Origin of the sequence: Atlantibacter hermannii, from assembly GCF_009907385.1 — a bacterium.
GTDB lineage: Bacteria > Pseudomonadota > Gammaproteobacteria > Enterobacterales > Enterobacteriaceae > Atlantibacter > Atlantibacter hermannii_A.
In genome coordinates this window covers 148998-167493 of record NZ_JAAATR010000073.1, presented here as the reverse complement: position 1 = coordinate 167493, position 18496 = coordinate 148998, and the positions used below count along the sequence as shown (strand labels likewise).

The following is an 18496-nucleotide window of genomic DNA, read 5'->3' as shown; positions in this document are numbered from 1 at the left end:
CAAGCGTAAAGAGAGACCCGCCAGGACGGCGGGCAAAGGGTCAGGCGCTTTCGAAAATACGGGTAAGAACAAACTCCCGGTGCCCCAGCGCCTCGGCGGCGGTCAGGCGGCCATTGGCGGTGCGCAACAGGCTCTCCAGCAGCGCATCCCCTGCGCCGTCGAGATTCATTTCGCGGCGTAAAATCGCCGAGACATCCACGTCAATGTGTTCCGACATGGTGCGCACGGTGCGCGGGTTGGCGCACACCTTGATCACCGGCAGGATGGGGTTGCCGATCACGTTGCCCTGGCCGGTGGGGAAGAAGTGCGCCACATAGCCCCCGGCGGCGCACAACGTCACCATTTCGGCGGCGGCGGAGGAGGAGTCCATAAACCACAGCCCCGGCCCGGTGGGCATTTCGGCTTTATCCAGCACGCCGTCCACCCGGCATTTCTTGCCGATTTTCTGGATGTTGCCGAGCGCTTTCTCTTCGATGGTGGTCAGCCCGCCTTCGATATTCCCTTTGGTGGGCTGCGACTCGGACAGATCGCTGGTTTTCCAGCGGTCGATCATCGCGCTGTAGCGGTCGAACATAAACTGGAACTTCTGGCGCACATCGTCACTGGCGCAGCGCGCCGCCACCAGATGCTCGCCGCCCGTCAACTCCGAGGTTTCACCGAACAGCAGGGTGTTGCCATTCTCATACAGCCGGTCGAACAGGTTGCCCACGGCAGGGTTGGCGCCGCAGCCGGAGGTGGTATCCGATTCGCCGCACTTGGTGGACACCCACAGCTCGCTGATGTCGCACATTTCGCGCTGTAGCTCAGAGGCATATTGTGAAAACTCGCGCGCTTTACGCGAGGCATTGCAGATGGTGTTGTGATCGCCGTTCTGCTCAATCCAGAAACCGGCGACCGGTTTGCCGGTGGCTTTAATGCCATCCACCACGCGCTGGGTCCAGCCCGGCTCGATGCCGATGACGATCACCGCCGCCACGTTAGGGTTGCAGCCGGTGCCGATCAGGGTACGAAAGTGCAGCTCCAGATCTTCGCCAAACTGCAAACGCCCGTAAGGGTGCGGCAGGGCAATGGTGCCCTTAATGTTGTTCGCCACCGCTTCCGCCGCCGCGTTGGAGATATCATCCACCGGCAGCACAATCACATGGTTGCGGATACCGACCCGGCCATTTTCACGGCGATAACCTGCAAACTGACGTCCTTTGATTTCCATCATTACCACCTTTTGGTTTTCACATTGTGTACATGCAGATGTTCGCCTTGCTTGATTGCCGAAACGACCCGGCCAATGTCTTCGCCATATTTAATGACCGAGTCATTGACGGCGAGATCGCGGATCGCCAGCTTATGGCCGATAGGGATGTCATTTTTGACTTCGAATTCAATGGTCTTGTTCTGATCCATAATCCAGCCGGTCAGCTTCTGTCCGGCTTCGACGCCCTCTATCACCACCACACCGACTGAATCACCGTCATCGTGTACGACAAAATCGATACTCATGTTCGCCTCCGTTTAGTGCACATTAAATCAACTCATGTATATGACATATATTAAATGACTGGAAAGGGGCAAATTTAATTTTCGCTGATGGCGCTTTTTTGGGATCCGGCTCACGAATAGCAGGGGGGCGCTGACAGGCTGCTGAAAGGGGAAAAGCGTTAATCGTTTAAATCGATGATTAATAATACTTTATTTAATAAGGGCTTTAAGATGTGAAAAAAATGTGATCGCGACAGGAGTTCTGGGGAACAGAAGCGATCGCGATCACTTTTTGTTCGATTGCTTTTTGCAGTTCGCGGCGTGGGTCACTATAGATAACGTTAGTCATGTATATGACAAAGGAATAACGCTTAGCCGTTCGGTCCGACCCCTTAAACAATCCGTGGAGAGACATATGTCCAGTAACTGGTTAAAGAAAGCGAGTAAAACACCGGAGTCCAACACGTTTGAAGCGCGTCGCGTGGTGGATGAGATGCTCGCCACCATTAAAGAGCAGGGTGAAGAGGCGGTGCGTCGCTACGCCAGTAAACTCGACAACTGGTCGGGCGACATCATGTTGACCCCGGAACAGATCGCTACCCAAATTCGCGAAGTGCCCGGCGACGTGCGTCGCGATATCGATTACGCCATCGAGCAGGTTTATACCTTTGCCTGCGCCCAGCGCGAATCCGTGAAAGATTTTGACGTCACATTGCCTTCCGGGCTGGTGGCGGGTCAAAAAGTGCTGCCGGTGACCACCGTCGGCTGCTACGCGCCCGCAGGCCGCTACGCCCATATCGCCTCCGCCTATATGGGCGTGGCGACCGCGAAAGCGGCAGGCGTGAAAAACATTATTGCCTGTTCCGGCCCCTATTCAGGGCAGTCGATTCATCCTTGCGTGCTGTACGCGTTTCACCGGGCAGGTGCGCACACCATTATGACGCTGGGCGGCGTACAGGCCATTGCCTCTATGGCGTGGGGGCTGTTTACCGGCAAGCCTGCTGATGTGGTGGTCGGGCCGGGCAACAAATTCGTCGCGGAAGCCAAGCGCACGTTGTTTGGCCAGGTGGGGATTGACGTGTTTGCCGGGCCGTCCGAAGTGGCGGTGATCGCCGACGACACCGCCGACGCCCATATCGTTGCCAGCGATCTGGTCGGCCAGGCTGAGCACGGGCATGAATCCCCCGCCTGGCTGTTCACCACCTCCCACGCCCTGGCGCAAGAGGTGCTGGAACGCGTCCCGCAGCTTATCGACCAGCTGCCGCCGGTAGCACGCGATGCCGCCAGCTGCGCCTGGCGCGATTACGGCGAAGTCATTGTCTGCGACACCCGCGAAGAAGTGGTGGAGATTTCCGACCGCTACGCCTCCGAGCACCTTGAAGTCCACGCCAGCGATCTGAACTGGTGGCGCGATAACCTGAGCTGCTACGGCTCGTTGTTCCTCGGCGAAGAAACCACCGTGGCGTTCGGCGACAAGTGCAGCGGCCCTAACCACGTCCTGCCGACCAAAGGCGCGGCGCGCTATTCCGGCGGCCTGTCGGTGCACAAATTCCTGAAAACCCTCACCTGGCAGCAGATGCCCCGGGAAGCGGTGCCGCAAATCGCCGAGACCACGGCGCGCATCTCGCGGCTGGAAGGCATGGAAGCGCACGCCCGTACCGCAGAAGTTCGGCTGGAGAAATATTTCGCCGGCGAGTCTTTCCTGACCGGCGTCCCGGTCACCCGTTGAGGAATTCCTATGCAACCTTCAGCTCTGTTTGATTTGACCGGCAAAACCGCGCTGGTCACCGGCGGCGGCAGCGGGATCGGCGCAGCGATGGCCGACGCGCTGACGCAGTCCGGGGCCATGGTGATCATCGCCGCCCGGCGCGAAGGCCAACTGGCCGAAACCGTCCAGCGCCTGTCAGCGGCGGGCGGGCGCGCCAGCTACCTGTGCGCGGACATCACCCAAAAAGCGGATATCGACAAACTGGCGGCGGCCTGCAGCGCGGTGGATATCCTGGTCAACGCGGCGGGCGTCAATTTGCGCCAGCCGTTTGAAGAGGTCAGCGAGTCGGCGTGGGATCAACAGCTGGCGCTGCATCTCAAAGCGCCGTTTTTCCTGACCCAGGCGCTGGCCCCGGGCATGGCCCGGCGGCGCTGGGGACGGATTATTAATATCGCCTCGCTCCAGTCGACGCGGGCGTTTGCCAACAGCGCGCCCTACGGCGCAGGCAAGGGCGGCGTGGTGCAGCTGACGCGGGCCATCGCGCAACGCTGGGGGCGTGACGGTGTCACGTGCAACGCCATTGGACCGGGTTTTTTCCCCACCGCATTAACCGGGCCGGTATTTGCCGACGAGGCGCTACGTGAACGTCACGCGCAGCACACCTGTCTGGGGCGTAACGGCGAGATGGAAGATTTGTATGGCGTGACGCTGTTTCTCGCCAGCCACGCCAGCGCCTATATCACCGGGCAAACCCTGATGGTCGACGGCGGATACAGCGCCATTTGATCTCTTCTTTTTAGCGCAGAGGAACACATCATGCATAAACCCGCTGCCGGTAACCTGCGACGCGTTACGCTGTCCAGCCTGTTTGGCTCGACCATTGAATGGTATGACTTTTTTCTCTACGGCACTGTCGCCGGGATGGTGTTTAATAAACTCTATTTCCCGGAGGGCGATCCGTTTATTACCACACTGCTTTCCTACGGCGTATTTGCTATCGGGTTTCTGACCCGGCCCCTCGGGGCGATTATTTTCGGCCACTTCGGCGACACCCTTGGGCGCAAAAATATGCTGATCCTGACGCTGGTGATCATGGGCGGCGCGACGGTGGTGATAGGGCTGATACCCAGCTATCAGCAGATTGGCCTGTGGGCGCCGTGCTTGCTGATTACCTGCCGTATGATTCAGGGCATCGGCCTCGGCGGCGAATGGGGCGGCGCAGTGCTGATGACCTACGAATCGGCTCCCGAAAAGAACCGGGCGTTCTTCGCCAGTATTCCCCAGGTCGGCATGTCTCTCGGGCTGCTGCTGGCCTCCGGCGCGATTGGCCTGGCGTCGTTTACGCTTTCCGATGAGGACTTTATGTCCTGGGGCTGGCGCGTGCCGTTCCTGCTCAGCGGGGTGTTTGTGATTATCGGCACCTATATCCGTAAAAACGTGGCGGAAACCGAGGACTTCCTGAAAGCCCAGGAAAAGCAAAAAGATGCGCCGAAGCGCATCCCGCTGGTGGAGTTGTTCCGCACCCATACCCGGCTGGTGTTTACCTGCATGGGGATGCGCCTGATCGACGGCGTGTTCTTTAATATCTTCGGGGTGTTTTCGCTGACATACCTGACGCAGACCCTGGACATTCCGCGCGATCAGGCGATTGTGGCGATACTCGGCAGCGCCTTTGTGATGAGCTTCTTTATTCCGTTCTGGGGCTATATGGCGGACCGCTGGGGTCGGGCGCGGGTCTACGCCATGGGGGCGGCGCTGTCCGGGCTGTCGGCCTTCCCGGCTTTTGCGATTATGCATTACAACGCGGATCACATCTGGCTGGTGTGGGCGGCGATCATCGTGCCGTTCGGGATTTTCCATGCGGCGGTGTTTGGCACCATGTCGTCGGTCTATTCGGAATGTTTCGACGCTTCGGTGCGTTATACCGGCATTTCATTTGCCTACCAGATTTCCGGCGTCTTCGCCGGGGGGTTAACGCCGGTGCTGGCGACCCTGTTCTCTGAATCGCTGGGCGGCGAGCCGTGGTTAATCTGCGCCTATGTACTGGTTATCGGCCTGATCAGCGCCGCCTGCGCGGTCTATCTGTGGCGACGTACCCACGGCGCGGGCCGTGTGGCGATCGCCCAATCCGTCATGATGAAGTGAGGATGCATGAAAGCACTTGTCTATACCCGCCCGATGGGCGTTGAGATTCAGGAGCGGCCTTATCCGCAGCTGCCGGAAGGCGGTGACCAGGTGGTGATCCGCATTGCCGCCGCCGGGATTTGCGGCTCGGATATGCACGCCTTTCACGGCAAAGATCCGCGTCGCCAGCCGGGGCTGGTGCTGGGGCATGAGCTGTCCGGCGAAATCGTCGAAAGCCAGTCGCCGCGCTTTACACCGGGCCAGCGGGTCACCGCCAATCCGCTGATCACCTGCGGGCAATGCGATTACTGCCGGGAAGGGCGCGACAACCTGTGCAGCGACCGTCATATGATCGGCATGGACTGGCCGGGCGCCTTCGCCGAATACGTGGCCATCCCGGCGGCCTCAGTGGTGGCGTTGCCCGATGGCTTATCCTTGCAGGACGCGGCAATCACCGAGCCCGCCGCCACCGTGGTGCACGCCCTGCGCCTGACCCAGCAGGCGATGCAGATGCCGCTGGCCGATGCCAGGGTGCTGGTGATCGGCGGCGGGGCCATCGGTCTGCTGACGGTGCTGGCGCTGCGGGCGTGGGGATGCCGGCAAATCACCCTGGCGGAAACCAACCCGCTGCGCGCCAACACGGCGCAGCAGTATACCGGGTGTGAGTGCGTTAACCCCATCGAGCAGTCGATTGATGGATCCAGCCGTCAGGTGGTGATTGACGCGGTGGGTTCCGCCATTACCCGCAAGCTGGCGATCAACACCGTGAAGCCGGGCGGCGTGGTGATGCACATCGGTTTGCAGGACTGGGACAGCGATATTGATATGCGCAAAATCACCCTCGGGGAAATCACGTTGCTGGGAACCTACACCTACACCATGGAAGATTTCCACTTAACGCTGTCGATGCTGGAACAGGGCGCATTTGGCACGCTGGGCTGGATAGAACAGCGGGAGCTGCTGGACGGGCAACTGGCATTTGATGACCTGGAGTTTCAGCGGGTGTCATCCGCGAAAATCTTGCTTATCCCCTGACGACAAAAAGAGAGCGGCAAAAATGCCGCTCTCTTTATAGATAATTAACCTAACGGAGGATAATCGGTATATCCCGTTGCGCCAGGCGCATAAATGGTGGCGTTATTCAGCTCGTTAAACGGCCCTTGCTGGCGAAAACGCGCCACCAGGTCGGGGTTAGCGATATACAGTTTGCCGAACGCGGCGGCATCCGCGTCGCCACGTTCAATCAGGGCTTCCGCCGATTGCCGGGTCAGCCCTTCATTGGCAATCCACGCGCCGTTGAATTTCTGCTTCACCTGCGGTCCCACGCGACCCGGGAAATCCTGCGACTCGCGGGCGAAGATATACGCCACGTTGCGCAGGCTAAGCTGTTCCGCCACGTAGCTGAACAGCGCCAGCGGATTGCTGTCTTCCATGGAATAGGAATTGGACATCAAATTCAGATGCACGCCCAGCCGGTCGGCGGGCCAGACGTTGAGCACCGCGTCCACCGCTTCCAGTAAAAAGCGGGCGCGATTTTCAATGCTGCCGCCGTAGCGATCGGTACGCTTGTTGGAGCCGTCATGCAGGAACTGATCGAACAGGTAGCCGTTGGCGGCATGGATCTCCACGCCATCGAACCCGGCGCGTTTGGCGTTTTCCGCCGCACGCACAAAATCCGCCACGATGGCCGGGATTTCGTCGGTTTCCAGCGCGCGCGGCGTTTCATACGGGCGCGGGGGGCGCACGGTGGTGACATGGCCTTCCGGCGCGATGGCGCTGGGAGCGACCGGCAGTTCGCCGTCGAGAAAAATTGGGTCGGAGACGCGGCCCACGTGCCAGAGCTGGCTGACGATTTTACCGCCCGCGGCATGCACCGCCTCGACGATCTCTTTCCACGCCTGTACCTGTTTTTCCGACCAGATACCCGGCGTATTCGGGTAACCCACGCCCTGCGGCGTGACCGAGGTAGCTTCGGTGAAGATCAGCCCGGCGCTGGCGCGCTGGACGTAATACGCTTTGGTCAGCGGGCCGGGCGCGCGATCGTCTACCGCGCGCATGCGAGTCAGCGGGGCCATCACGATGCGGTTTTTCAGCTCAAGCGCGCCGATTTTTACGGGGTCATACAGGGTTGGCATAGGTTTCTCCGGGTCTGAATCGTGCCCTCATTATGGACGCCCGGAGAAACGGCGGTTATCACTTTATGCGCTTAATTATTCCCACCGGTACTTACAGCGGCATGGATTTTCTGATCGAGGCTAACAGTAACTGCGCGCCCGCCGGGAGCGGTTTATCGACGCGCGTCAGAATGCCGATGGGTTCACCCACGCCGGGGTTGGCGATGGGCAGGGCGGTCAGGGTGTTCTGGCGCAGATCCTCTTTCACCGCGCCGGACGGCACAAACCACACATAGTCATAATCCACGGTCAGCTGGCGCGACAGCGAGGCGGAAAGCGTCTCAATGCAGGAGTTGGGCAGCTTGCAGTTCTGGCTCGCCAGCAGCGCGTCGGCGTGCTGGCGCGGCGCGGTGCCTTTCGGGGAGATCACCACCGGCCACTCCAGTACCCGGCTTAGCGTAATTGTATCGGCTAACAGCGGATGATTGGGGCGGACCACCAGCTTCATCGACTCCAGAAACAGCAGCTCATAATTAAGCCCGGTCATCATTTCCGGGTCGGACATGCGCCCGATGCCTAAATCCAGCTCGCCGGATTTCAGGCCCGACAGCAACATCGGGTTATTCATGGTGGCAACCTGAAGGGTCAGGTTGGTTTGCTGTTTGTGAAACGGGCCGATCACCGCAGGCAGAATGCCCAGCGCGGCGGTAGGCAGCGCGCCGATGCGCACCACGTCTTTGGATTGTTCTTCTTTGCGCGACAGGGCCTGCCCGGCGTGGTTTAGCGCATCCAGCACTTTAATGGCATGGGTGAGAAACTGTTCGCCCACCAGCGTCAGCTGCGCGCCCAGGCGGCCGCGATCGAACAGGCGCTCGCCCGTGAGCTGCTCGAGTTCATTGAGCGTTTTCGACAAGGCTGGCTGGCTTAAGTTAAGGGTTTCTGCCGCACGCCCCAGCGTTCCCTGTTGAGCGACGGCAACAAATGTATGTAAATGGCGCAAACGAATGCGCTGACTAAACAAACCGTTTTTTTCCATAATCGATGTTAAAAACGAAACGTGATCCGTGACAAGAAAAGTTGTGTGATTTTGATAACTTGATAGCAAATAATAATTAACATTACGGCATTTAAGTTAACAAAACAACGCGGATATATTCTAAAAATGGGGGATTTGCCCAGGCGTTGTTTGCAGATCAAATTCGACGTTCGGCTTAGAAAAGCATCACCCTCGCCTGAGATCACAGATTCCACATTCTTCCCGCCAACGTATTCCGTCGTTTCCTACAATCTCAGCAATATTCACTGGAGAAATGACATCATGGCGAACAGCATCACGGCAGATGAGATTCGGGAACAATTTTCGCAGGCTATGTCAGCGATGTACCAGAAAGAGGTGCCCCAGTACGGCACGCTGCTGGAGCTGGTGGCGGATGTGAACCTGGCGGTGCTGGAAAATAATCCGTCACTGCATGAACAACTGGTCAACGCCGACGAACTGGCGCGCCTGAATGTGGAGCGCCACGGGGCGATCCGGGTCGGCACGGCGGAGGAATTATTCACGCTGCGCCGGGTGTTCGCGGTGCTGGGCATGTACCCGGTGGGCTATTACGATCTCTCTCAGGCGGGCGTACCGGTGCACTCCACGGCGTTTCGCCCCGTCGACGATACCGCGCTGCAACGCAACCCGTTTCGCGTCTTTACCTCGCTGCTGCGCCTCGAACTGATCGAGGATGAAAAGCTGCGCCAGAAAGCCGCCCGCATCCTCGCCGCCCGGGATATTTTCACGCCGCGCTGCCGTGAACTGCTGGATATCTGTGATGCGCAGGGCGGGCTGGATGACAGTCAGGCGAAAGCGTTTGTCCGGGAAGCGCTGGAAACCTTCCGCTGGCACAGCCATGCCACCGTCGACAGCGAAACCTATCAGGCGCTGAACAAGGCCCACCGGCTGATAGCTGATGTGGTGTCGTTTCGCGGCTGCCACATCAATCACCTGACGCCGCGCACCCTGGATATCGACCGGGTCCAGTCGCTGATGCCGGAATACGGCATCGAACCGAAGATGATTATCGAAGGCCCGCCGCGCCGGGAGATCCCGATCCTGCTGCGTCAGACCAGCTTTAAAGCGCTGGAAGAGCCGATTATGTTTAACGGCGAACATCACGGCACCCATACCGCGCGCTTTGGCGAAATCGAACAGCGCGGCATTGCGCTCACGCCGAAGGGCCGGGCGCTGTATGACAAACTGCTGGGCGAGGCGGGCAGCGGCAGCGATAACCTGACCCATCAGCTCCATTTGCAGGAGGTGTTCCAGGCGTTCCCCGACAGCGATATGCTGCTGCGCCATCAGGGGCTGGCCTATTTCCGCTATCGCCTGACGCCGGTTGGGGAAACCCACCGCAAGCAAATCAATCCTGGCGACGATCCGCAGGCGCTGATTGAGCGTGGCTGGATCACCGCCCAGCCGATTATTTATGAGGACTTTCTGCCGGTCAGCGCGGCGGGGATTTTCCAGTCCAACCTGGGCGATGACGCGCGGGGGCGCAGCCACGGCAACGCCAGCCGGGAAGCGTTCGAAGAGGCGCTGGGCTGCCCGGTGCAGGATGAATTCGCGTTGTATCAGGAAGCCTCCGATCGCAGCAAACGCCGTTGCGGGCTACTGTAAAAGACGTCTTTTACAGGAAACCCGATGAAATCACTTCAACATCCGCAGGTCGCGACGGCTCAGGGGCAACTGCTCGGCCAGCAAATTGACGATATTTACGTCTGGCGCGGTATTCCCTATGCCGCGCCGCCCACGGGGGACTTACGCTGGCGCGCCCCGCAGCCGCCTGCGGCGTGGCAGGGCGTGCGCCATGCCGATACGTTCTCCCACGCCAGCTGGCAAAACCTCGACTACTGTAAGGCCATCGGCGGCGGCGATCCGGGGCAATTCTCTGAAGATTGTCTGTATCTCAATATCTGGGCTCCCGTCGACCCGCCTGAGCCGCTGCCGGTGATGGTGTGGATCCACGGCGGCGGCTATACCCTTGGCGCAGGCGGGTTGCCGCCCTATGACGGGCAGGCGCTGGCAAAACGCGGCGTGGTGCTGGTCACCCTCAATTACCGGTTGGGTCATCTGGGCTTTTTCGCGCATCCGGCGCTGGAAGGCGAAGATCCTGACGGGCCGACGCACAATTTCGCCTTGCTGGATCAGATTGCCGCGCTGCGCTGGGTGCAGCAAAACATCGCGGCGTTCGGCGGCGATCGTGACAACGTCACGCTGTTTGGCGAATCCGCCGGTGGGCGCAGCGTCCTGTCGCTGATGGCGTCACCGCTGGCTGCCGGGTTATTCCACAAAGCGATAGTGCAAAGCGCTTACACGTTACCGGATGTGGAGCGCGAGCTTGCGCTGGAGAAGGGCCAGCGCATCGCGCAGCATCTGGGGCTGGAACATGCCAGCGCAGAGCAACTTCGTCAGTTGCCCGCCGACGCCTTCTGGCCGCTGGAAGCGCCGTTAAATATCGGCCCCGCGCCCATCTGCGGCGATCGGGTGCTGCCGCAGCCGATGCTGGACGTGCTGTTTCACGCCCGGCAGCATCCGCTGCCGCTGATGATTGGCAGCAATAGCGATGAGGCCAGCGTGCTGGCTTATTTCGGCGTGTCGCTGGAGGCGCAAATCCAGAAACTGCGGCGGGAAAAGCGGCTGGGGCTGGGGTTAATCAAACTGCTCTATCCCGGGGTGCGCGACGACGAGGAATTAGGCCGTCAGGTATGCCGCGATATGGCGTTCACCACCATGGGTTATGTGGCGATGCAGGCCCAGCAGCGGATCAGGCAGCCCTGCTGGCGCTACTGGTTTGATTATGTGGCTGAAGCGGAGCGTGAAACCTATCCCAACGGCACCTGGCACGGCAACGAAGTCCCTTACGTGTTTGACACCTTAACGCTCAGCGAACCGGCGCGCCATTACGTTAACGCGCGGGATTTAACGTTCAGCGCCCGGGTGGCGGACTACTGGGTGAGCTTTGCGAAACACGCCAGCGCGCAACATACGGTATTAGAAGGGCCGCTGCGCTGGCCTGCCTGTTTGCCTGGCCGGGATCGGCTGATGCGCCTCGGCGTGGATCGGCAGCCGCGTTTTAAGGTGGAAAATCGTTTTATGCGCGCCCGGCTGGCGCTGTTCCGGCGGGTGATGCGCCATCATGTCAATCTGGAGTAAGTAACTGCGCGACAAACGCCGCCATCGGTTCGCTCTCCTGCGGCGCATCGCGCAGTACCAGACGGTAGCTGGCCCCGGTTTTCACGCTCTGCGGGAACGGGCGGATCAGCCGACCGGCGCGTAAATCCTCCGCCACCAGCCGCTCATCGGCAATCGCCACGCCAAAGCCCTGGATCGCCGCGCTGATGGCTAAATCCATGGTATCGAAGTGTTGATTTTTGCGCATAACCGGGCGCGGCGACGCCTGCCGGGTCAGCCACAGCGACCAGTCGGTTTTATCCCGGGTGGGATGCAAAAACGTCAACGGCGCCAGCGCGTCCAGCGCAGCGGGAGGGGGGGACGTGAGCGCAGGGCTGAGCACCGGGGTTAATGCCTCATCAAACAGCAAAAACCCCTGGGTTTTATGCGCGCCGAAAATAATCGCCGCGTCGTAGGGTTCGGTTTTGAAATTGACGTCATGATCGGTGGTGGTGGTAAGCGTCACCTGCACATCGCTAAGCGTTTTTTCCAGCTGCATCAGCTTCGGCACCAGCCAGCGGATGGCGCAGGTCGGCGCTTTCAGGCGGATGACGTTGTGCTGCTGGCGCGCCTGTTCGGCGGTGGTCATAAGCTGATCCCACGCGCTTTGCAGTTCCGGCAGCAGGGCGCTGCCCTGCGGCGTCAGCCGCAACCCGCGCGCATGGCGCTCAAACAGCGCAAAGCCGAACCAGCTTTCCAGCGCGGCGATTTTACGGCTCACCGCGCCCTGAGTCAGATACAACGAGCGCGCCGCGTGGGTGAGATTAAGGTGGCGGGCGGTGACCAGAAACGCCTCAAGCGCATTTAACGGCAGTGTACGGCGGGTCATAACGACTCCCTGAAGTCCTGAGCTATGCATTTTTTGCATGGCTATTATGACAACAAATCGGTTGTAGAGCTATCGCGCTGCGGTTTGAATAGTTATGCACTCAAAACGAGAAAGGAACCATTATGTCCCATCACACGCCGGTACAATTACGCTCTAAACTGCCCGATGTCGGCACCACTATTTTTACTGTGATTGGCCAGCTTTCCGCCCAACACCAGGCGATTAATCTTTCTCAGGGTGCGCCTAATTTTCCGTGCGATCCGCAGTTGATTGCCGGGGTCACCCGGGCGATGGAAGCCAACCGCAACCAGTACGCGCCGATGACCGGACTGGTTACGCTAAAGACGCTGATCGCCGAAAAAGTGGCGGCGCTGTATGGCGCGAACTACGACGCCGACAGCGAAGTGCTGATCACCGCCAGCGCCAGCGAAGGGATTTACTGCGCCATCAGCGGGCTGGTGCATCCGGGAGATGAAGTCATCTATTTCGAACCGTCATTCGACAGCTATGCGCCGATTGTCCGGTTGCAGGGCGCGACGCCGGTTGCCATCAAGCTTACGGTGCCGGATTTCGCCGTGGACTGGGATGAAGTGCAGGCCGCGATTACGCCGCGCACCCGGATGATTATCGTTAATACGCCGCATAACCCGAGCGGCCAGGTGTTCAGCCGCGACGATCTGGATAAGCTCGCCGCGATCACCCGTAATACCGATATCGTGATTTTGTCGGATGAAGTGTATGAGCATATCGTGTTCGACGGGCTGAAGCACCACGGTATGGCGACCCATCCACAGCTTGCGGAGCGCAGCGTGATTATCTCGTCGTTCGGCAAAACTTTTCATGTTACCGGCTGGCGCGTGGGCTATTGCCTGGCGCCGGCGGCGCTGATGGATGAAGTGATTAAAGTGCATCAGTTCCTGATGTTTTCCGCCGATACGCCGATGCAGTACGCTTTCGCCGATTACATGAGCGACCCGGCACGCTACCTGTCGCTGGGCGAGTTCTACCAGCGCAAACGCGATTTGATGCAAACGCTGCTGGCGGCGTCGCCGTTTAAACTGCTGCCGAGCGCCGGATCGTTCTTCCTGCTGGCGAGCTACGAACATTTCAGCGATGAAAGCGACAGCGAGATGGTGAAACGGCTGATCGTGGATTATGGTGTAGCAACGATTCCGCTGTCGGCGTTCTATACCGACGGAACCGATAATAAATTGATTCGCCTCTCTTTTGCCAAAGATGAAGCGACGTTACGGGCAGGGGCGCAGGCGCTCTGCCAGGTTAAGCCACGCTAAGAAGGGGATCACAATGAATAAAATGAAAATGCTGTGTCTGGCACTGGGGATGGTTTCATCGTTCTCTTCTCTGGCGGCGACCGAGCTGCGCTATGGCCTCGAAGCGGAGTATCCGCCGTTTGAAAGCCGTAACTCACAGGGCGAACTGGAAGGGTTTGATATTGAACTGGGGAAAGCCATTTGCCAGGCCGCCAGCCTGAAATGCAGCTGGGTGGAAACCTCGTTTGATACCCTGATCCCGGGCCTGGTGGCGAAGAAATTCGACGCCATCAACTCGGCAATGAACATTACCGAACAGCGCCGTCAGAGCATCGATTTTACCCAGCCCATCTACCGTATACCGTCTCAGCTGGTGGGGAAAGAAGGCAGCGCGCTGGACGCTACCGCAGACGCGCTGAAGGGCAAAACCATCGGCGTACTGCAGGGCTCCATCCAGGAGACCTATGCCAAAGAGCACTGGGAAAAGCAGGGCGTGGAAGTGGTGTCCTATAAAGATCAGAACCTGGCGTGGGGCGACCTGGTGAATGGACGTATCGACGCCACGCTGGTGATGTCGGCCGCCGGTCAGGGCGGTTTCCTGAGCAAACCGCAGGGTAAAGGCTTTGGCTTCATCGGCAAGCCGGTGGTTGACGATAAGATCCTCGGCAGCGGCATCGGATTCGGCCTGCGCAAAGGCGATGCGGAAACCAAAAAACAGCTGGATGCGGCGATTGATAAAGTGCGCGCCGACGGCACTATCACCAAACTGGCGGCGCAATACTTCCCGGGGATCGACGTTAGCGTCAAATAACCGTTCCCCCTGAAAAGTAAAAACCCCGATTTCTCGCGAAACGGGGTTTTTTTATGCCGCTGGACGTGTGAAGAGAACCCGGCAACGCCGGGCCACCACAAGCTATCATCATTACTATAATTTGGTGTCCGCCCGGTATTTTTTATTGTGTTACCGGGCCCTCTCAATGAGAGGAATAAAGGCATATACGCCAGGGAGAGGGTAATCCCACCCCAGGCGCGACGCTGAAACTACCCCGTCTTTTGCCGCCTGGCAAGCCCGCCGCAGGATATATTTCCGTTATGTGCGGACGTGCAAAATCACTCATCAGATGATTCTGTTTATCCCCGCGAGCGAAACAGAAACCGATTTGTCAAAACGTGCAAACCGCCAACCGTTGATGCTGCGAAATGAACAAATAACAACAGCTTATTTTATCTGAAAATTGACCTTTCTTTACATGGCGCACGATAACGCGTTTTTCCTTTCGGCAAGCGTGATGACGCGCGTGGAAAGCTATTGGCTTCAAAATGAATTTTGACTAGAGTGAGCGGTCGTAACAAATACAATAAATTGCCGCTGTTGACGCCGTGCGTCGCAGCACACTTTGACTCCAAAAGGACGCGTTCTCAGGCATGAATCGCAGACGTTTTATTAAAGCCTCAATGGCACTTGCCGCCGCTTGCGGTACTCCGGGTCTGATGACCCTGTTTTCCAACACAGCATGGGCGCAAGAGTCTGATATCGCCGACGGTCTGTCGCGCGCATTTGATTTTGACGTTCTGCAATCCATGGCGGGCGATTTAGCCAAAAAGCCCTGGGGCGGTGCGCCGCGTCCGCTGCCGGACACCCTGGCGACCCTGACCCCGCAGGCCTATAACAGCATTCAGTACGATGCGGAACATTCCCTGTGGAATAACATCCCTGGCCGCGAACTGGATGTGCAGTTTTTCCATGTCGGTATGGGATTTCGTCGCCGCGTGCGGATGTTCTCTCTCGATCCGTCCTCGCATCAGGCGCGTGAAATCCACTTCCGCCCCGAGCTGTTCAAATATCACGATGCGGGTGTCGATACCCGACAGCTGGTAGGCCAGTCGGATCTCGGCTTTGCGGGCTTCCGCGCTTTTAAGGCCCCGGAACTGGCGCGCCGCGATATCGTGTCGTTTTTGGGCGCAAGCTATTTCCGCGCAGTAGACAGCACCTACCAGTACGGCCTCTCCGCGCGCGGTCTGGCGGTAGATACCTTTACCGACACGCCGGAAGAGTTCCCGGATTTCACCGCCTTCTGGTTTGAAACCCCGAAAGCCGACGACACCACCTTTGTGGTGTATGCGCTGCTCGACAGCCCCAGCGTCACCGGTGCCTACAAATTCATTATCCACTGCGAAGAGAAGCGGGTGGTGATGGAAGTTGAAAACCGCTTGTACGCCCGTAAGGACATCAAACAGGTCGGGATCGCGCCGATGACCAGTATGTTCGCCTGCGGCACCAACGAACGCCGGATGTGCGACACTATCCATCCGCAAATCCACGACTCCGACCGCCTGGCGATGTGGCGCGGCAACGGCGAGTGGGTATGCCGTCCGCTGAATAACCCGCAGCGCTTGCAGTTTAACGCCTTTACCGACAACAACCCGAAAGGCTTCGGGCTGGTGCAGACCGACCGCAACTTCGAGAGCTATCAGGACATCATGGGCTGGTACAACAAACGCCCGAGCCTGTGGGTCGAGCCGACCAGTAAATGGGGCAAAGGCACCGTGGGCCTGATGGAGATCCCCACCACCGGGGAAACGCTGGATAACATCGTCTGCTTCTGGCAGCCGGAAAAACCGGTGAAAGCGGGCGACCAGCTTAATTTCAAATACAAGCTGTACTGGAGCGGCGAACCGCCGGTCCGCTCGCCGCTGGCGAATATCCTCGCCACCCGCACCGGGATGGGCAGTTTCCCGGAAGGCTGGGCGCCGGGCGAGCATTTCCCGACCACCTGGTCGCGCCGCTTCGCCATTGATTTTATTGGCGGCAATCTCAAAGAGGCCGCGCCGAAGGGCATCGAACCGGTGATTACGCTGTCCAGCGGCGAAGCGAAGCAGATTGAAATTCTGTATGTCGAACCCTTCGACGGCTACCGCATTCTGTTTGACTGGCACCCGACCTCCGATTCGACGGAGCCGGTGGAAATGCGCATGTTCCTGCGCTGCCAGGGCGAAACCATCAGCGAAACCTGGCTGTATCAGTACTTCCCGCCCGCGCCGGATAAACGTAATTACGTTGACGATCGCCAGATGCGCTAAGGGGCTGACGAATATTGAGGGGAGCGATGGCTCCCCTTTTTACGTTATGCTAATAAAAAAACTTAACCGGAGACGCCGCGTGCAAAATCCCGCTGACTGGCATGACGACATTATTATCGTTAACGACACCCTGAAACTGCACTCGGTGAACGATCCGTTTATTGAGCCGCTGTATGAACTGGTTGAACGTAATAAAGAGTATCTCCAGCAGGCGATGGACTGGCCAAAGTCGGTGACCAGCAGCAACGATATCCGCCGCACCGTGCAGGGCAATTATCAGTTGCACCATCGCGGCTACGCCAAAATGTTTATGATTCTGCATCATGACGCGGTATGCGGCGTGCTCTCCTTTAATCAGATTGAGCCGACCAACAAAGCCGCGTATATCGGTTACTGGCTGGATGAAGATTTACAGGGGCAGGGCATTATTTCTCAGGCGTTACAGGCGATGATGCAGCATTACGCCCGGGAAGGCAGCGTGCGCCGCTTCGTGATTAAATGCATCGTCACCAATCATGCCAGCAACCAGGTGGCGCTGCGTAACGGCTTCACCCTCGAAGGCTGCCTGAAACAGGCGGAGTACCTGAACGGCGCGTATCACGATCAGAATATCTACGCGCGGATTATTGATAAGCCGTGAACAAAAGGGGCCTTAAATGGCCCCAATCACCGGCGTGCGGGTAATGTACTCATCACCATTAAGTATTTTCGCGCCGCGGATATGCAGCGGATCGCCGTTAAAAGCTTCAATCGCCGCGTTATCCGTCACCGTCACCTGATTTTCGATCACGACGTTGCCGGTGACCCGCGCCTTGCCGCAAATCGTTACCCGATCGTCGAGCTGCACCGGGCCGCCGGTAATCACCGCGTCGTCAAACACGTGAACGTGATGCTTCAGCACACAATCGCCTGTAATTACCGCGTTACCGAACACCTGTGAGCTGTAGCGGAGGGTCGGGCACTGGTCGATTTCACTGCCGGCGACGATGCGCGCCTGGCCGTAGACTTGCGCGCAGTCGCAGACCCAGACGTTGTTCTCGTCATTGCCTTCTAAGATCGCGTCCTCATACACCGCGGCGCGATGCTCGATAAACGCATGCTTCACCAGCGCCCGGCCATAAATTTGCGCCTGATGGACGATGCGCGACGCGTTAACCGTGGCGTTATCGTAAATTTGCAGCCGCAGGTCGCGATCTTCGGTTAACCCCACGGCAGCGATCACCTGGCTTTGATGCATCACCCGCGCATCGCCAAAAATCCGGCACTCGCCGCGCACCTGCGAGGCCTGGATCATGGCGCGGTCAGATATCGTCGCGCCGTGGCTGATGTCCGCGCGATCTGCCCAGCAGCGATCGGTAAGCGATGCGCCATGGCTAATGGTGCAGCGCTGGGTAACGCGCGCGTCACCGCGAATGACCGCTCCGGCGAACACCGCGCTGTTGTGATCGTAAATCCAGCAGTCGCCGTCGTGGCTGAGGTTGTGCTCCTCCTCGATCCAGCCGCCCAGCGTTCCGGCTTTGATATCGCTGAAGTCACGCAGCGCCTCAATCTGGCGCAGAGTAAATTTGTGAGTGACGCCATTTTCCTGATAATCCACCGTTCTGGCGGCGTCCGTTAAGCGGTATTTTTCCATGCTACTGGCTCCGTAATGCGCATGGTCTAACCGTAGCAAACTTT

At 58.7% G+C, this 18496-nt stretch carries 16 protein-coding genes; 10 read left to right on the top strand and 6 right to left on the bottom strand.

From position 1 onward, the window contains the following. Positions 1 to 40: 40 nt before the first annotated feature. Positions 41 to 1210, bottom strand: a complete 1170-nt coding sequence (locus GV764_RS17880; protein WP_161661318.1) for a UxaA family hydrolase — start codon at positions 1208 to 1210, stop codon at positions 41 to 43. A gap of 2 nt (positions 1211 to 1212) precedes the next feature. Beyond that, the gene (locus tag GV764_RS17875; protein WP_144129505.1) at positions 1213 to 1497 is read right to left on the bottom strand and encodes a UxaA family hydrolase; all 285 of its coding nucleotides are present in this window, start codon (positions 1495 to 1497) and stop codon (positions 1213 to 1215) included. 394 nt (positions 1498 to 1891) lie between these two features. Between GV764_RS17875 and hpsN the strand changes: the two genes are divergently transcribed. From hpsN to GV764_RS17855, 4 genes are read left to right on the top strand one after another with little or no spacing between them, the layout of a single operon-like run. After that, positions 1892 to 3205, top strand: a complete 1314-nt coding sequence (gene hpsN / locus GV764_RS17870; RefSeq protein ID WP_161661296.1) for a sulfopropanediol 3-dehydrogenase — start codon at positions 1892 to 1894, stop codon at positions 3203 to 3205. Between the two features lie 9 nt (positions 3206 to 3214). Then, a complete protein-coding gene (locus GV764_RS17865; protein ID WP_161661295.1) occupies positions 3215 to 3970 on the top strand; it encodes an SDR family NAD(P)-dependent oxidoreductase in 756 nt (251 codons plus the stop codon). Between the two features lie 30 nt (positions 3971 to 4000). After that, positions 4001 to 5329 (top strand): MFS transporter, encoded by a 1329-nt coding sequence (locus GV764_RS17860; RefSeq protein ID WP_161661294.1) that lies wholly within the window; start codon positions 4001 to 4003, stop codon positions 5327 to 5329. A gap of 6 nt (positions 5330 to 5335) precedes the next feature. Beyond that, complete coding sequence (locus GV764_RS17855; protein WP_161661293.1) at positions 5336 to 6343, top strand: galactitol-1-phosphate 5-dehydrogenase; 1008 nt, start codon at positions 5336 to 5338, stop codon at positions 6341 to 6343. A 44-nt stretch (positions 6344 to 6387) separates the two neighbouring features. Here the strand turns inward: GV764_RS17855 and GV764_RS17850 are convergent, their stop codons facing one another. Together GV764_RS17850 and GV764_RS17845 are read right to left on the bottom strand one after the other, a co-directional pair. After that, entirely contained in the window at positions 6388 to 7443 is a 1056-nt protein-coding gene (locus GV764_RS17850) for an alkene reductase (protein ID WP_161661292.1), read from the bottom strand. 91 nt (positions 7444 to 7534) lie between these two features. Continuing rightward, positions 7535 to 8458 (bottom strand): LysR substrate-binding domain-containing protein, encoded by a 924-nt coding sequence (locus GV764_RS17845; protein WP_201743246.1) that lies wholly within the window; start codon positions 8456 to 8458, stop codon positions 7535 to 7537. Between the two features lie 282 nt (positions 8459 to 8740). Between GV764_RS17845 and hglS the strand changes: the two genes are divergently transcribed. After that, entirely contained in the window at positions 8741 to 10084 is a 1344-nt protein-coding gene (gene hglS / locus GV764_RS17840) for a 2-oxoadipate dioxygenase/decarboxylase HglS (protein ID WP_161661290.1), read from the top strand. A gap of 24 nt (positions 10085 to 10108) precedes the next feature. Further along, complete coding sequence (locus GV764_RS17835) at positions 10109 to 11620, top strand: carboxylesterase/lipase family protein (protein WP_161661289.1); 1512 nt, start codon at positions 10109 to 10111, stop codon at positions 11618 to 11620. Here GV764_RS17835 and GV764_RS17830 read toward each other — a convergent pair. Further along, on the bottom strand, positions 11607 to 12467 hold the full coding sequence (locus GV764_RS17830) for a LysR substrate-binding domain-containing protein (protein WP_161661288.1): 861 nt from the start codon (positions 12465 to 12467) through the stop codon (positions 11607 to 11609). The two genes, GV764_RS17835 and GV764_RS17830, sit on opposite strands and share 14 nt — an antisense overlap. A gap of 122 nt (positions 12468 to 12589) precedes the next feature. Between GV764_RS17830 and GV764_RS17825 the strand changes: the two genes are divergently transcribed. The 4 genes from GV764_RS17825 (at position 12590) to rimL (ending at position 17459) form a co-directional block, all read left to right on the top strand. After that, positions 12590 to 13759, top strand: coding sequence for a pyridoxal phosphate-dependent aminotransferase (locus GV764_RS17825; RefSeq protein WP_161661287.1), 1170 nt, complete (start codon positions 12590 to 12592; stop codon positions 13757 to 13759). Between the two features lie 13 nt (positions 13760 to 13772). Beyond that, positions 13773 to 14549 carry an ABC transporter substrate-binding protein gene (locus tag GV764_RS17820; RefSeq protein ID WP_125294460.1) on the top strand — a complete coding sequence of 259 codons (777 nt, stop codon included), beginning with the start codon at positions 13773 to 13775 and terminating at the stop codon, positions 14547 to 14549. A 614-nt stretch (positions 14550 to 15163) separates the two neighbouring features. Continuing rightward, positions 15164 to 16819: a glucan biosynthesis protein D gene (locus tag GV764_RS17815; protein ID WP_161661286.1), complete on the top strand. Its 1656-nt coding sequence runs from the start codon at positions 15164 to 15166 to the stop codon at positions 16817 to 16819. Between the two features lie 79 nt (positions 16820 to 16898). Further along, a complete protein-coding gene (rimL, locus tag GV764_RS17810; RefSeq protein ID WP_328515180.1) occupies positions 16899 to 17459 on the top strand; it encodes a 50S ribosomal protein L7/L12-serine acetyltransferase in 561 nt (186 codons plus the stop codon). Positions 17460 to 17471: 12 nt separating this feature from the next. Here the strand turns inward: rimL and ydcK are convergent, their stop codons facing one another. Next, positions 17472 to 18452: a YdcK family protein gene (gene ydcK / locus GV764_RS17805; RefSeq protein ID WP_161661284.1), complete on the bottom strand. Its 981-nt coding sequence runs from the start codon at positions 18450 to 18452 to the stop codon at positions 17472 to 17474. Positions 18453 to 18496: the final 44 nt, after the last annotated feature.